Here is a 14,458-nt window from a genome sequence, read left to right on the forward strand (position 1 = left end):
TTCGTGCTGATTCATGAGAAGCCGAAGACCAGCGGGAAGACCACAACCACCATCGCTGCCCAGGCGCCGTAGACCGGCAGGTACCGCGTCTGCCAGCGCTCGAGCTGTGAGAAAGGGCGTCGGCGCCGCAGGAATCCGACGGCGAGCCAGGCCGCCCGGACCAGGTGCACCAGCAGCAGGAGGTTCAGGCCGAGGGCCGCGACCTTGTTGGGGCTGAAACCGAATTCGGCAATGCGGGTCAGCATCGCGGTCAGCATCACAGCGTCCACCGCGAGGGCCGCGACCACAAGCACCAGCTGCAGCGCATCCGCCAGCCTCGGCGGTGCGAGCGGATCGCGGGCGGAAATCGAGTAGAGCAGCAGGCACAGGACCAGCACGAGGATCGCGTCCATGAGGATCAGCAGGTCCCGGTTGACGTCGGTGAGTCCGCCGGCAGCCGCGAATACGCCCAGGAGGGTCAGCAGCATGATGATCGTCAGGGGCGTGAACACCCGCGTGAGGACGGGGGCGATGTTCTCGACGACGTTCTGCTTGGCCTCGACGAGCCACGCGGCGACGATGAGTGCCCCCGGCATCGCGAAAGGCAGGATCCACTCCGCCAGGATGGGCTCCAGGTCGACGCCGACAACCTGCAGGGCCGCGAACGTGAGCCCCACCAGGACGGCGCCGCCCAGCGCCAGGAGCGTGTAGTAGATCGCGAGCTCACCGGTGAACCGGGCGAAGTCCATGCGCCGGCTGTCGGAACGCCACCTCCCTCCGGCATACGCCACCCCGGCCAGCAGCCACAGGGCGACGGGGGCGTGCAGGATGGCGAGAAGCTCGGTGGAACCGCCGGAGGCGAAGGGGTAGACGTTGACAACCACCGCCAGCGCGGCGAAGGGGACGAGCAGCATCGCCGCCACGCGCGGCGTGAGCCGGCGGGTCCACACGAAGTAGCCGGCGAGGAACGGGAAGACCAACAGGCCGAGGTTGCGCGCCTGGGCTGCGCCGTCGTCGAGCCAGGCCAGTCCGGCCTTGACCGCAATGCCAGCCCCGACGGCGAACGCGAGAACCACCGCCAGCTCGCGCCACGGTGGCGCCCCGCCGTCGTCGGAGCTTTCCGGGACGAGAACGAGCTGCTTCCAGAGCCGGTCTGAGTGCTCGCGGGCAAACTCGCGCGAGACGGCGTCCAGGTTGCCCAGGCGCTTGATCGCGACGAGGAAGGCTTCCTCGTCATCGAGCCCGGTCGCTTGGCGGTCGGCGATCTGCCCGCGCAGATGGTCCTCCAGCTCGTCGATGTCGGCGGCGGAGATCGCCTGGCGGCGCTGGACGTATCCGCGCCACTGTTCGATCTGGGCCTCCAGTTCCGCGTGCGGCTCCATCATGCCCATCCCGCGGCCGGGGCTGGCGGTTGCTGGGCCGTCTGCCACACCTGGCGCAGTGCCGAGGCGACGACGGACCACTGCTCCTGCCTGTCGGCGAGTGCATCCCGGCCGGCCGGCGTGATCGCGTAGTGCTTGCGCCGGCGCCCGGCCTCGGAGGTGCCCCACAACGACGACACGTAGCCGAGCCGTTCCAGCCGGTGAAGCAGCGGATAGAGCATGCCGTCGGTCCATTGCATGCCCCCGCCCGACAGCTCACTCACGCGCTTGAGGATCGCGTAGCCGTACAGATCGCCCTCCGTCAGTATCCCCAGCACGAGCGGGGTTGCCGACGCGGCGACCAGGTCCTTATCGATGCGCATGGCACCTCCTATACATAGAACTGTAAGGCATTGGAGCATAGCAGTTCTAGGTATAGCAAGCGGCGTCGTAAGATCGAGTTAGTGCGTGCCCGCCCGCTCCTCGATGGGCCGCGGCGGCCGGGACCAGCAGCGGTCATGCGGAGTGAGGCGTTCACCATCGCTACCTCACCTGACAGGAGACTTACCATTGAAGGTATTGATCATGACGCTGGGGACGCGCGGGGATGTCCAGCCGTTCATAGCGCTGGCTCGGGGATTGCTCGCTGCCGGGCACGAGGTGGTGCTCGCCGCGCCGCAACGGTTCGCCGGATTCGTCGCCGGTCATGGCGTGCCCTTCGCTGGAGTGGATGACGGCCCGATGCGGTTGATGGACGACCCGGCAATGGTGATCGAGGGCGGTGTGCGCGCACGGCTGCGACAGGTGCGGACCATGCCGGCCATGTTCACCCAACTGCTGGCCGACTGCTGGGCTGTCGCTTCGCAAGGTGCGGGTGCTGGTGCGGATGTCGTGGTGCACAACGGCCAGATCATCGCCGGGCAGCACGTGGCCGAGAAGCTCGGTATCCCGGCGGTGCTTGCTCTGCCGATTCCGATGTACGTGCCGACCAGGGAGTTTCCGTGGCCGGGCGTGGGCATGCCGTCCTGGCTGCCTGCCTCGGCAAATCGGGCCACGTTCGCGGGGATGAAGGCCCCTGCGGCAATATTCGGCCGGGTCGTCGACCGGTGGCGCGAAGACACACTCGATCTTCCGCGCCGCCGCGGACGGCACGACCCGCTGCGCCGACCGGACAACGGCCAGGTGCCGGTGCTGCACGCATTCAGTCCCTCGGTGCTGCCCCGGCCAGTGGACTGGCCGGACTCGGTGCACACTACCGGCTACTGGTTCCTTCCGCCCTCGGATGAGGCGCTGCCGCCGCAGGTCGAGGACTTTCTTCGTGCCGGCGACCCACCGGTGTTCGTCGGATTCGGCTCAATGTCCGGCAGGGACCCCGCGCGCAGCACCGCCATGGTGCTGGAGGCCGCACGCCGTGCTGAGAAACGCCTGGTGATCGGCGTGGGATGGGGCGGACTGGAGAGCAGTATGTCCAGTGATGACGCTTTTGCCGTGGAGGACGTCGACTACCTGAGGTTGTTCCCGCGGATGGCTGCCGTGGTGCACCACGGGGGTGCAGGCACAGCCGGCACCGCATTCGCCTCCGGGCGCCCGCAAGTGGTGTGCCCGTTCGTCGCCGACCAGCCGTTCTGGGCCCGGCTGGCGCACGACCGCGGTGTCGCTCCCGCGCCGCAGCCGCAACGCCACCTCACGGCACCCGGCCTCGCCTCTGCCATCACCACCGCCGCCACAGATCCCGATATGGCGCGCGCCGCCGAAGAGCTGGGCCACCGTGTACGCGCCGAGGACGGAATATCCGCAGCGGTGACCGCACTGGAGCGCATCGCGGAGCCATAAGCACGGGGCGCGTGGCGGGGGTGTGCCAGCTCTGGCTTGCTGGGTGTTTCCCATGGTGCGAGGCGCGAGGCTAGCCGATGATGGGTCGTTCTTCCGGGAGCTGGTAGAGGCGTGGACGGGAAGACAGTGCCAGGGCGGAGGCGACGGTGATGGTGCCGATGCGGCCGGTGAACATAAGAGCCATGAGTACCCATTGGGCGTTGGGTGGAAGGCTGGCAGTGATGCCGGCGCTCAGTCCTACGGTGGCGAACGCGGAAATAGATTCGAAGAGGACCTTGTCCAGGCTGTGGTCCGTGAACATGAGAAGCAGCAGGGTGCCGCTGACCACCGCGGCGACACCGAGAAGTGCGACGGACAGGGCCTGGCGTTGCACGGAAGAGCTGATGGAGCGGTGGGCAATGGTGACGTGATCGCGGCCCCGGATCTCGTTCCAGATCGCGAACCCAAGGACCAGGAAAGTGGTGATCTTGATGCCGCCGGCGGTGCCTGCACTGCCGCCGCCGATGAACATCAGAACATTGGTGACCATGAGGGTTTCAGGGGTGGCGGAGGCGTAATCAATGCTATTAAAGCCTGCGGTGCGCGGGAAGACACTCCCTGCCAGGGTCGCGAGGAGTTTCCCGCCCACCGACATCGGCCCCAGAGTCTCCTCGCGGTTCCATTCAAAGGCGCCGAAGAGCGCGAACCCGGCCGCGAGGAGTACGAGCGTGCCGTAGACGGTCAGACGAAGGTGGACGGTCCAGTCTTTTATCCTGACACCGCCCCTCAGGAGGGCGATGAGTACGGGGAATCCGAGCCCTCCGGCGATCACCGCCATGCAGACCGGGATGATGATCCAGGGGTCGTCGGCGAAGCTGATCAGGCTGTCGCTGTAGAGGGCGAAGCCGGCGTTGTTGAACGCTGAAACAGCATGAAACGTCCCGTGCCAGAGGGCTGTGCCCGGGTTGTCGTCGTAGGCAAACCAGAAGCGGATGGTGAGAACGGCAGCTGTGGCCGCTTCGAAAACCACCATGATCCGGGCGACCCTGAAAAGGACGGAACGGACGTCGCCGAAGTTCAGGGTGTGCGTTTCGGACTGTGCGACGAGCTGGCCCCGGAGCCCGATGCTTTTGCGCACGAGCAGCGCCAACAACGTTGCCAATGTCATGATGCCGAATCCGCCGACTTGTATCAGTCCGAGGATCACTGCGTGTCCGAAGGGCGTCCAGAACGTTGGGGTGTCGACGGTGATCAGTCCTGTGACGCAGACAGCCGAGACGGCGGTGAACAGGGCCGGAAGGACCGGGTCGGCCTCTGCCGCCGTCCGGGCGGCGGGCAGCATCAGGAGTCCTGAGCCCAGGAGAATCACGGCGAGGAACGCCAGGGGCACTGAGCGGACGGGATGCAGCAGCCCGCGTCCGATACTGTCGCCTTGGGCTTTGATCAGGGACTGAATTCGTTGGCCGCCACTCTCGGGGCGGCGTTGCGGGTCTTCAGACCCTTTTCTCTTCCGCCGGACTTCACTCTGGCACCTCCTCGGCTTCTGCTGCGACGTTGCGGATACCCCTCGGCCGCCCGGCCTTGACCCACGCCCCATACAGGACTGCGGCGATGATCAAGGCCGAGGCCAGGCTGATAATCGGCAGGCCCCGGGAGAGATTGGCGATCAGGGTGAACGCCACCACCGCGGCACCCGCGACATTCATGATGAGGTAGCCGCGGCGGTGGTCACGGTGGGAAAAGAGGGCCATCGACAGCAGGCCGGCCAGGAAGCTCAGGAAAACCGACACAGCGTAAAAGAGCACAAGTTCCTGGTCGAGGCCGCCGGCCGCGGCGGTGACGGCGCATGCCAGAGCGGTGAACAGCATCACGCCCCAGTAGGGAGTGTGGTGGGTGTTGGTGCGTCCCAGCACGGGAGGAAGGATACCGACGGTAGCGCCCTGCCTGTTGGTATGGCGGGCGAGGGCCTTGAGCAGACCGGGGCCTGCCTGGAACGAGGAGCTGGCGGCGGAGAGAAGCAGCAGGGCGGTAACGAGCTGGAAGGCGGCAAAGACCGGGCCGGGGGCCGCGAGCCGGGCCAGTTCAGCGATCTGGGTGCTGTCCTCGGGCGGGATGCCAACCTGCAGGTGCGCCGCTTCCAGGGTCAGGCCCAGGGTGATCGATCCGACGATAGCGAGTGTCAGCCACAGGGTGATGCGCCCGAAGCGGCTCCGCCCGGCGTCATCGAGTTGGCCCAGTTGGGCGATCGCCGACGACGGGGCTTCCACGCCCGTGGCCAGGGCCATGGCCACGGGGAAGGCCAGTACGACGGCGATGACCGGGGTGTGTCCGGGGGTGTCGGTGATGGTCCCCACCGGGTGCGGGGTGGCGCCCAGGCCGTAGAAGAGGACGAGGGCGGAGACGATGATGAACCCCACGGTCATCGCGGCGAACACCAGCCGCCCCAGATGCCCGAACCATGTTGCGGCGCCGACAAGGATGACAAGTGCCAGGGCGAGCAGCAGCCGCCAGGGCGCGAGGGCGGGAAAGTATGCGATTGCCGCGGACGCCCCGGCCGAGACGCTGATGGCGATCGTGAGGACGAAATCGACTACCAATGCGCCGATGGGTATGAAGGACCAGCGGTCTCCGAAGGCTTCACCGACTGCTGCCGACGCTCCGCCGCCTTGCGGGTAACGGATCACCAGTTGCCGGTAATTGAGGATCACCAGGGCGATGATCGCCACGACGAGAATCATGGTGGGCACGAGCAGGGCGAGGTCGCCGTTCAGTGCGCGGAGCGCAGCTTCAATGGCGTATGCGACTGAAGACACGGGGTCGGCCATCACGGCAAACGAGAATGCCAGCAACAGCGCTGTCCGGGACCGGAGTCCGCGCCCTGGGGCTACCTTGTCAGGTGCCGGCATCGGATGGTTCCTTTCCGCTCGTCGGCCCGCCCTGCCTGTACCGGTCTGTGCACCGGCCGTCCTGCCGAGAACATCACGGAGCGTAACACCGGAAATTGCGAGCACCGCCGCCTACTGCGGAGTATTTACGAATCCTTAACGCCGCTGCTCAACGGGCCTGCAAAACCTTGACTGCTCTGCCTCAGTAATTTCGCACCCCCGGGCCGGGGGAGAATTGTGCTGCTCTTCCGAGTCCGTTGGGGTGCTTGTATGCTGTGGATCGGAGAGCCGGGAAGCCTGGTCGGCCCGTGGGCGATGCCTGCGGAACGCCCTGGCGACCGCCTCGGGTGTTCGTGTGATGACCTGAGGAGCGGACGGCTCATGAATGCAGCAGCACCTGTTATTGAAACTCTCGGCCTCGTGAAGGATTTCGGCAGGACACGGGCACTGGACGGCCTGGACCTGAGCGTCGCCGCCGGTGAAATTCACGGATTTCTGGGCCCCAACGGTGCGGGGAAATCCACAACGCTGAGGATCCTCCTGGGCCTCATCCGCCCGACGACCGGTACCGTCCGGGTGCTCGGGATGGATCCCTGGGGCGACCCCGTCAGCACGCACCGGGACATTGCCTACGTTCCCGGTGACGTGAGTTTGTGGCCCAACCTTTCCGGTGGGGAAGTCATCGACCTGCTCACCGGCCTGCGCGGCGGTGCCGACGAGACGCTGCGCCGTGAGCTCATCGAGGAGTTTGAGTTCGATCCGCGGAAGAAGGCCCGCACTTACTCGAAGGGCAACCGGCAGAAGGTCGCCCTGATCGCCGCGTTCTCCCGCCCGGCACGGCTGTATCTGCTGGATGAGCCCAGCGCGGGTCTGGACCCGGTGATGGATGCCGTGTTCCGCCGCCAGATCGAAAGGGTCAGCAGGGACGGGGCGACCGTCTTGCTCTCCAGCCACATTCTCAGCGAGGTAGAACAGCTTTGTGACCGGATCACCATCATCCGGTCCGGAAAAGCGGTCGAGAGCGGGACCCTGGGCGAACTCCGGCACCTGAAACGGACACATTTCCGGGTCACGGGACTGGCCGAGCCGGCACAGCTGGCGGCTCTGCCCGGCACACACGGGATCAGCATAAACGGCGCCTCCGCCGAGTTCGACGCCGATGCCGCCGACCTGGGTGCTGTCCTGGCCGGCATCGCCGAGCCAGGGATCAGCGGGCTATCCGTCGCACCCCCTTCCCTGGAGTCCTTGTTCCTGCGCCACTACAGTGACCGCAATGACAGCGAGGTTCGGTGATGCCCGGGGTGCTGCGGCTGGCACTGTTCCAGGCACGCAGGGACCGGGTGACGCTGCCCGTCTGGATCCTGGGTATCACTCTGCTGGGCTTTGCGACCTCCACCGCGGTCGTCACCCAATTTGGTGACGAGCCCTCGCAGGCTGCGATCCTGACCCTGGCAGCTACGAACCCTGCGTTCCTCTTCCTCCGCGGCCTGCCCGACGGCACCGGCATCGGGCCGGTCGTGTTCTTCCAGGGCTACGCCTTCACGGCCGTGCTGGCGGGACTGATGAGTACTTTCTTGGTGGTGCGGCACACCCGCACCGATGAAGAGCTGGGACGGGCCGAACTCCTCAGCTCGGTCCCGCTCCCGCGGGCAGCATCCCTGGCGGCGACGCTTCTGCTGGGCGCGGCCGCGAACCTGCTGCTGGCCGTGTTCGTTGCCGCCGGTTTCGTCGCGGCCGGGCTGGACGTTCCCGGCGCAGCGGGCGCGGGTGCAGCCGTCGGCGCTGTCGGTCTCATCTTTGTGGGCCTTGCCGCTGTCACTGCCCAATTCCTGCCCACGGGCCGGAGTGCCAACGGTGCCGCCGCGGGCGTGGTGGGGGCGGCGTATCTGCTCCGGGGTGTGGGGGACGCGTTGGGGACTCCGGCGGCGGACCTGCTGCACGTGACGAGCGCGTGGCCGTCGCTGCTCTCGCCCATCGGCTGGGGCCAGCGATCACGGCCGTTCACCAGCCTCGACCTGTCCGCGCTGCTGGTACTCCTCGCCGCCGCAGTGGCCTTGGGAGCAGCCGCCACGCTGATCCGGCGACGCCGGGATATGGGCGCCAGCCTCCTGCCCCAGCGTGACGGCAGGGAGCGGGCCGGAGCCGGAGGCACCTCGTTCGTGGGCCTGGCCTGGCGCCTGCAACGCTCAACCCTGGCCGGATGGTGCATCGGGGCAGCGACATTGGGCGCCGTGGCGGGCGCCCTGGGTCCCCTGGTTTCGGAGACGGTGTCCAGTGTGGCGCCGCTGCGGGACCTGATTTCCCGGCTCGTGCCCGGCGGCCAGGCCGGCCTGATCGACGTGTTCGTTACGGCCCTGCTTGGCGTGGCCGGCGTGTTCGCGGCCGCGGCAGGCATCCAGGCGGTGCTGCGGATGCGGGCAGAAGAGGCCGAGGGCAGATCCGAGCTCCTTCTGGCCGCGCCGCTGTCCCGGGCCCGGTGGCTTGGTGCGAACGTGGTCATCGCGGCCGTCTCCGCTGTCGTGGTCGCGGGAACAGCCGGCAGCGCTGCCGCCCTCGGTCTGGGACTCTCGGGCGCGGCCAACGGACCCGCCGGGTACTTGGTGGCCGCAGCGCTGGCGCACGTTCCGGCCGCACTGGTGTTCCTGGCCGCGGCCTCTGTGGTCTTCGCGTCCGTACCGCGGCTCAGTATTCTGCTGGGTTGGGGGATGCTGGCGGCAGGGCTCGTCCTGGGCGAATTCGGGGAGTTGTTCGGCCTGCCGTTGTGGCTGCAGGACGTGAGCCCGTTCCGGCATTCTTCGGCCATGCCCGTGGAACCGTTCGACCCGGCAGGGGCGCTGGCCATGGCCGTCATCGCGGCGGCCTTGGCATCCCTGGCTGCCTATTGCGTCCAGCGCCGTGACCTCACCGCGTGAAGGGCGTCATGTGCGAACCTCCCGCCGGGGTCAGGACTGGACGGCGAGTAGCTCCACAGCGCCGGGGTGACCATGACTTGGACCGGGTTGGGAACTGACAGACTGTGGATATGGCAAGGGGAACTCTTCGCATTTTTCTGGGGGCAGCGCCGGGGGTGGGCATGACTTTTGCCATGTTGCAGGAGGCCCACCAGTTGCTCGGCGGCGGCAGGGATGTTGTTGTCGGCATCGCCGTGGACCATGGCCGGCTGGAAACGCGGGAACTCATGACAGGGCTGGAGGTCATTATCGCGCGGCTGGCGGAGCCCGACAGCCTTGGCGTGCAGGAGATGGACGTGGATTCAGTGTTGGCCCGGCACCCTGAGGTTGCCGTCGTTGATGAGTATGCTCATGCCAACGCTCCTGGGAGTCGGAACGCTCAGCGGTGGCAGGACATCGAGGCGCTGCTTGACGCAGGCATTGATGTGCTCTCCACCGTTAACGTCCAGAACCTTGCCTCTCTGGGGGACGTCGTGTCCGCCATCACCCAGGTGCCTCAGAACGAATCGATTCCTGATGAGGTCGTGCGCAGGGCAGATCAGATCGAACTCGTGGACATTTCTCCGGAATTGCTGCGCCAGCGGCTCGCTGATGGAAACATCTATCCCAGAGACAGAGTTGACGCTGCCCTGGCAAATGAATTCCGGCTCGGCAACCTCTTCGCGCTGCGGGAGGTCGCCCTGATCTGGCTGGCAGACAGAGTCGATGAAGGGCTGGCGAAATACCGGGCCAGCCAGGGCATCACAGCAAACTGGCCGGCGCGCGAACGGGTGGTCGTCGGCCTCACAGGGGGCCCGGAGGGCGAGGTGCTCGTCCGGCGGGCATCGAGGATTCTATCGAGGGTAAATGGCGGAGACCTTTTGGCTGTTCATGTTCGCCATTCTGACGGCCAACCTGCGGAGTCGCCGCTGGCTCTGGAGGCTCAGCGCCAGCTTGTGACCGATCTGGGCGGAAGCTACCACACGGTATCCGGCGACGACATAGCAGAGACTTTGCTGGAGTTTGCCCGTAGCGTCAATGCAACCCAGATTGTCGTGGGGGTCTCCCGGGGCCGGCTGAGCAGCCGGCTGCTGGGCAGCGGCGTGGGGTCCAAGGTGGTTAGGGGCTCCGGCGACATCGACGTTCACATGGTCTCCCACCCCCTGGGCAGTCGCGGACTGCCCAAGGTCAGCTCCGGAGGGCTGGGGCGGGCCAGAACTACCGCGGGCTTTGTCTTGGCGGTACTCGTCCCTGTCCTGGCCACCGCGTTGATGTCGCTTGGCCCGGAGTTGAACTTTGCCACTCATGTGCTGGTCCATCTGACCGGAGTGATGGCGGTGGCATTCATCGGGGGTCTGTGGCCCGCAGTGCTCGCTGCGATTCTGGACTCGTTGCTGCTCAATTACTTCGAGACTGATCCCGTCGGGAGCTTCAGCATCAATGACCCGCAGAATCTGTTCGCTTTGCTCGTGTTCGTGGGTGCTGCCATTGCTGTGTCCCTGGTCGTGGGTCTCTCGGCCAAGCGGGCACAGGAGGCTGCCCGTGCCCGTGCCGAGGCGGCGACATTGGCGGACCTGGCCAGGGACGCCCTGATCGAAGATGACACCATTGCGGCATTCCTGGACAAGGTCCGTGAGACCTTCCAGGTCCGCTCCGCCGGACTGTTCACCAGAGCTGCGGACGCTGGTGGCTGGGATCTTCAGGCGCATTCAGGAGAAGCGCCGCCGCCGGCTCCAGGGTCGGGGGAATCCGACGCCGATGCGTGTGAAATCGCAGATCCGGAGACCGCACTGGTGGTCTCGGGCAGGACGCTCACCGCCGGGGAGCGGCGGTTGCTGACAGCACACGGGGCACACCTGCTCTTACTCCGGCAGCGTCATGCACTCCACCTCAGACTAAAGAAGACCACGAAACTGGCGGAGGGCAACAGCATCCGGACGTCCATTCTGCGTGCGGTCAGCCATGACCTTCGGACACCGCTGGCGGGAATCAAGCTTGCCGTCACCGCTCTGCAGCGCCAGAAGCGACGGCTTCCTGAAGAGGTACAGGACGAAATGCTCAACACCATCGAATCCTATTCCGATCGGCTCGATGCCCTGATCGCGAACCTCCTGGACATGTCCCGAATATCCAGCGGATCCACCGCCCCGCTCACATCTCCGGTGACCTGGCGTGATGCCATCGAAGACGCGCTGCGGGGGCTGCCGGAAGGAGCCATACGGATTGATCTTGCTCCGAACATGCCAGCCATCGATGCCGACATTGGCATGCTGGAACGCGTTATCGCCAATATCGTGGAGAACGCCCTGAAATACGCCCCCGGCTCTGACATTGTCATCGTCGGACCCTCCAGCGGATCAGGGGCCGCCACCATCGAAGGACGTCCCTGCGGAGAACTCCGGATCGTGGACCACGGTCAGGGTGTGCAGGCAGCGGACGTGGTCGCCATGTTTGAGCCGTTCCAGCGCCTCGATGATGCGCCGGAAGGCCTCGGCATAGGGCTGGGGCTGGCTGTCGCGAAAGGTTTCACCGAAGCGATGGGTGGACTGCTGACGGCAGAACCGACGCCAGGGGGAGGACTGACGATCGTGATCCGGCTCCCTCTTTCCGCCGGATGGAACTCGCATCTCAATTCCCGCGATGGCGAAAGAGATGAGCCATGAGGACCATACTTGTCGTAGATGACGAACCCCAGCTCCTGCGAGCGTTGCAGGTAAACCTGCACGCCGAGGGATACCAGGTGCTGACCGCGCTGGACGGGACCATGGCTCTTCAGCACGCCGCGAGCCACCATCCGGATCTCATCGTTCTGGACCTTGGACTGCCCGACATCAATGGCGTGGACGTCATCACCAAAATTCGCCGTTCCAGCAGCACGCCGATCATTGTTCTCTCTGCCCGGCACGGGTCCGTGGACAAAGTCAGGGCCCTCGACGCGGGAGCGGATGACTATGTGACCAAACCTTTTGGTCTGGATGAACTTCTGGCACGGTTGCGCGTTGCCGAACGCCGCCTCGGAACATCCGACGGAGACGAACAAGACCTGACAGTCGATGTAGGGGACTTCGAAGTGGACCTCGCAAACCAGAAAGTGACCCGCGATGGTGCCCCGGTCCGGCTCACCCCCGCGAATGGGCAATTCTGCAACTGCTGGTCCGCAACCCGGGACGGCTCATCACCCAGCAGCAGATGCTGGCGAAGATCTGGGGCCCAGGTTACGACGGCGAAACTCAATACCTGCGTGTCTATATGGGACAGTTGCGCCGCAAGCTTGAAGCTGACCCGGCTCGGCCCCGCCACCTTCTCACCGAAGCCGGAATGGGATACCGCTTCGAGCCTTAGTCCGCCTCTGAACGGCGGCCGCCTCGAGATCCGGCGTCGGTCTGAGGTCCCGGACGTGGCGGCGTAAAGGATTCATCAAAAAACGCCCCTTTCTCGGTCCGCGGTTCGGCGCCGGTGTTAGTTTCGCTCTGGTTGCGGTGCAAGTTGCCGTGCGGAAAGGAACCAATGACCACGTTGAGCAGGCCACCGGCTGACCACTCGTCCCCCTCGTCGGACGGGAAGCCGACGCTGAAGAGTTGGCTGCTCTTCGGCCTCCAGGACAGCAAGGGCTCACACCCGGGCCCAGGTGGTGTGACTTCGCCTCAGGAAAAGAAGCATCCCTGGTGGCAGGTGATGTGCCTGACAGGCGTGGACTACTTCTCCACCCTGGGCTACCAGCCGGCCATTGCAGCCTTGGCTGCCGGTGTCATCTCTCCCTTGGCCACAATGGTGCTGGTTGCCGTCACTCTTTTCGGCGCCCTGCCCGTTTACCGGCGGGTTGCCGGCGAAAGCCCCCGCGGCGAGGGGTCCATCGCCATGCTCGAACGGCTGGTTCCGAGCTGGGGCGGCAAGCTGTTGGTCCTGGTACTGCTTGGGTTCGCCGCCACTGACTTCATGATCACCATGACACTGTCGGCCGCCGATGCCAGCGAGCACCTGATCCACAACCCCTTGGTTCCCGCCTGGTTCCAGGGACAGAACGTCCTCGTCACGCTCTTCCTCCTGGCACTCCTCGCGGCCGTGTTCCTGCGCGGCTTCAAGGAAGCCATCGGAGTCGCCGTCGCAATTGTTCTCGTGTACCTCAGCCTCAACGCCGTGATCGTGGTCGTAGCAACCGTTCAAGTCTTCACCCACCCAGTAGCCGTCACTGACTGGTCCACGGCACTGTGGACTGCCCACGGCGATCCCCTCATGGTGATCGCGTTCGCCTTGCTCGTCTTCCCGAAACTGGCACTGGGACTTTCCGGATTCGAAACCGGAGTCGCGGTTATGCCACAGGTCAGGGGCGACGAGGAGGATACCGAGGAAAACCCTGCGGGCCGCATCCGCGGAACGCGCCGTATGCTGACGACGGCCGCCGTAATTATGAGTTCCTTCCTGATTACCACCAGCTTCATCACAGTGGTGCTCATCCCGGAGCAGGAATTCCAGGACGGCGGACAGGCCAACGGTCGCGCCCTGGCCTACCTCGCCCACGAATACCTCGGCGTCGGATTCGGCAGCATCTACGACATCAGCACCATCGCGATCCTCTGGTTCGCCGGTGCTTCCGCAATGGCTGGGCTGCTGAACTTGGTCCCCCGATACCTTCCCCGGTATGGGATGGCCCCCGGATGGGCCAAAGCAGTCCGCCCCCTCGTGCTCGTCTTCACGCTGATCGGGTTCCTGATCACCTACCTCTTTGACGCTGATGTGGATGCCCAGGGTGGGGCATATGCCACAGGCGTGCTGGTACTGATGACCTCGGCAGCTGTTGCAGTCACGCTCTCGGCCCGGCGCCGGAAACAGCGAAAGCGCACCATCGGATTCGGCTCGATCGCCGTGGTGTTCACCTACACCACCATTGCCAACATCATTGAACGTCCGGAAGGAATCAAGATCGCAGGCATCTTCATCCTGGGCATCATTGTGATCTCAATGCTCTCGCGGATCCGACGCTCCTTTGAACTGCACGCCACCCGGGTTCATCTTGATCAGGAAGCGCTGCAATTCATGTCCGCCGACCTCGAAGGGCCAATAGCGATCATCGCCCACGAACCACGCCGCATATCCGCCGAGGCCTATCAGGACAAGCTCAGATCCGCGATCGAGGTCAGCCATCTGCCCCTCGAACACGAGGCTCTTTTCCTGGAAGTGATCGTGGATGATTCCTCCGACTTTGAAACGGAACTGCAGGTGCGCGGCGTGATGCGGCACGGGTACCGCATCCTGGAGGTCCATGGCCCTGTCGTGCCGAACACCATCGCTTCCGTGCTGCTTCATATCCGCGACGTGACCGGCCTGATGCCTCACATCTACTTCCGCTGGACTGAAGGCAACCCGGTGATAAATCTCCTGCGGTTCCTCTTCCTTGGCGAAGGCGAAATCGCTCCCGTCACCCGGGAAGTACTGCGGGAAGCGGTGCCCGATGTCACCCAACGCCCGTGGGTCCACGTCGGCTGACTGTGGA

At 65.4% G+C, this 14,458-nt stretch carries 9 protein-coding genes and 1 pseudogene; 6 read left to right on the forward strand and 4 right to left on the reverse strand.

Features of this window, described 5'->3' with window-relative positions; translation table 11 throughout:
* Positions 1-11: 11 nt before the first annotated feature.
* Together NIBR502772_RS07410 and NIBR502772_RS07415 are read right to left on the reverse strand one after the other, a co-directional pair.
* Positions 12-1,364: a permease prefix domain 1-containing protein gene (locus NIBR502772_RS07410; RefSeq protein WP_141139691.1), complete on the reverse strand. Its 1,353-nt coding sequence runs from the start codon at positions 1,362-1,364 to the stop codon at positions 12-14.
* Complete coding sequence (locus NIBR502772_RS07415) at positions 1,361-1,723, reverse strand: PadR family transcriptional regulator (RefSeq protein ID WP_141139692.1); 363 nt, start codon at positions 1,721-1,723, stop codon at positions 1,361-1,363. The genes NIBR502772_RS07410 and NIBR502772_RS07415 overlap by 4 nt, the downstream gene beginning before the upstream one ends.
* Positions 1,724-1,925: 202 nt before the next feature.
* Between NIBR502772_RS07415 and NIBR502772_RS07420 the strand changes: the two genes are divergently transcribed.
* On the forward strand, positions 1,926-3,173 hold the full coding sequence (locus tag NIBR502772_RS07420; RefSeq protein ID WP_210412401.1) for a glycosyltransferase: 1,248 nt from the start codon (positions 1,926-1,928) through the stop codon (positions 3,171-3,173).
* Between the two features lie 70 nt (positions 3,174-3,243).
* Here the strand turns inward: NIBR502772_RS07420 and NIBR502772_RS07425 are convergent, their stop codons facing one another.
* Both NIBR502772_RS07425 and NIBR502772_RS07430 read right to left on the reverse strand, forming a co-directional pair.
* Positions 3,244-4,542 (reverse strand): TrkH family potassium uptake protein, encoded by a 1,299-nt coding sequence (locus tag NIBR502772_RS07425; protein ID WP_246848723.1) that lies wholly within the window; start codon positions 4,540-4,542, stop codon positions 3,244-3,246.
* Positions 4,543-4,672: 130 nt separating this feature from the next.
* Positions 4,673-6,058 carry an amino acid permease gene (locus NIBR502772_RS07430; protein ID WP_141139695.1) on the reverse strand — a complete coding sequence of 462 codons (1,386 nt, stop codon included), beginning with the start codon at positions 6,056-6,058 and terminating at the stop codon, positions 4,673-4,675.
* 360 nt (positions 6,059-6,418) lie between these two features.
* Here NIBR502772_RS07430 and NIBR502772_RS07435 point away from each other — a divergent pair, with 360 nt between their 5' ends.
* The 5 genes and pseudogenes from NIBR502772_RS07435 (at position 6,419) to NIBR502772_RS07455 (ending at position 14,451) form a co-directional block, all read left to right on the forward strand.
* Positions 6,419-7,330, forward strand: coding sequence for an ABC transporter ATP-binding protein (locus NIBR502772_RS07435; RefSeq protein ID WP_141139696.1), 912 nt, complete (start codon positions 6,419-6,421; stop codon positions 7,328-7,330).
* The gene (locus NIBR502772_RS07440) at positions 7,330-8,949 is read left to right on the forward strand and encodes an ABC transporter permease (protein ID WP_141139697.1); all 1,620 of its coding nucleotides are present in this window, start codon (positions 7,330-7,332) and stop codon (positions 8,947-8,949) included. Before NIBR502772_RS07435 ends, NIBR502772_RS07440 begins: the two co-directional genes overlap by 1 nt.
* A gap of 110 nt (positions 8,950-9,059) precedes the next feature.
* Positions 9,060-11,630, forward strand: a complete 2,571-nt coding sequence (locus tag NIBR502772_RS07445; RefSeq protein WP_141139698.1) for a DUF4118 domain-containing protein — start codon at positions 9,060-9,062, stop codon at positions 11,628-11,630.
* Positions 11,627-12,309 (forward strand): annotated as a pseudogene (locus tag NIBR502772_RS07450) (response regulator). The gene NIBR502772_RS07445 and the pseudogene NIBR502772_RS07450 overlap by 4 nt, the downstream one beginning before the upstream one ends.
* 165 nt (positions 12,310-12,474) lie before the next feature.
* A complete protein-coding gene (locus NIBR502772_RS07455; protein WP_141139699.1) occupies positions 12,475-14,451 on the forward strand; it encodes an amino acid transporter in 1,977 nt (658 codons plus the stop codon).
* Positions 14,452-14,458: the final 7 nt, after the last annotated feature.

This window comes from Pseudarthrobacter sp. NIBRBAC000502772, assembly GCF_006517235.1.
Taxonomy (GTDB): domain Bacteria; phylum Actinomycetota; class Actinomycetes; order Actinomycetales; family Micrococcaceae; genus Arthrobacter.

What these genes read in the sequence shown, in the direction of transcription:
- NIBR502772_RS07410 (WP_141139691.1), bottom strand. Translation starts at nt 1,364, where the DNA reads ATGATGGAGCCGCACGCGGAACTGGAGGCCCAGATCGAACAGTGGCGC.
- NIBR502772_RS07415 (WP_141139692.1), bottom strand. Translation starts at nt 1,723, where the DNA reads ATGCGCATCGATAAGGACCTGGTCGCCGCGTCGGCAACCCCGCTCGTG.
- NIBR502772_RS07420 (WP_210412401.1), top strand. Translation starts at nt 1,926, where the DNA reads ATGACGCTGGGGACGCGCGGGGATGTCCAGCCGTTCATAGCGCTGGCT.
- NIBR502772_RS07430 (WP_141139695.1), bottom strand. Translation starts at nt 6,058, where the DNA reads ATGCCGGCACCTGACAAGGTAGCCCCAGGGCGCGGACTCCGGTCCCGG.
- NIBR502772_RS07435 (WP_141139696.1), top strand. Translation starts at nt 6,419, where the DNA reads ATGAATGCAGCAGCACCTGTTATTGAAACTCTCGGCCTCGTGAAGGAT.
- NIBR502772_RS07440 (WP_141139697.1), top strand. Translation starts at nt 7,330, where the DNA reads ATGCCCGGGGTGCTGCGGCTGGCACTGTTCCAGGCACGCAGGGACCGG.
- NIBR502772_RS07445 (WP_141139698.1), top strand. Translation starts at nt 9,060, where the DNA reads ATGGCAAGGGGAACTCTTCGCATTTTTCTGGGGGCAGCGCCGGGGGTG.
- NIBR502772_RS07455 (WP_141139699.1), top strand. Translation starts at nt 12,475, where the DNA reads ATGACCACGTTGAGCAGGCCACCGGCTGACCACTCGTCCCCCTCGTCG.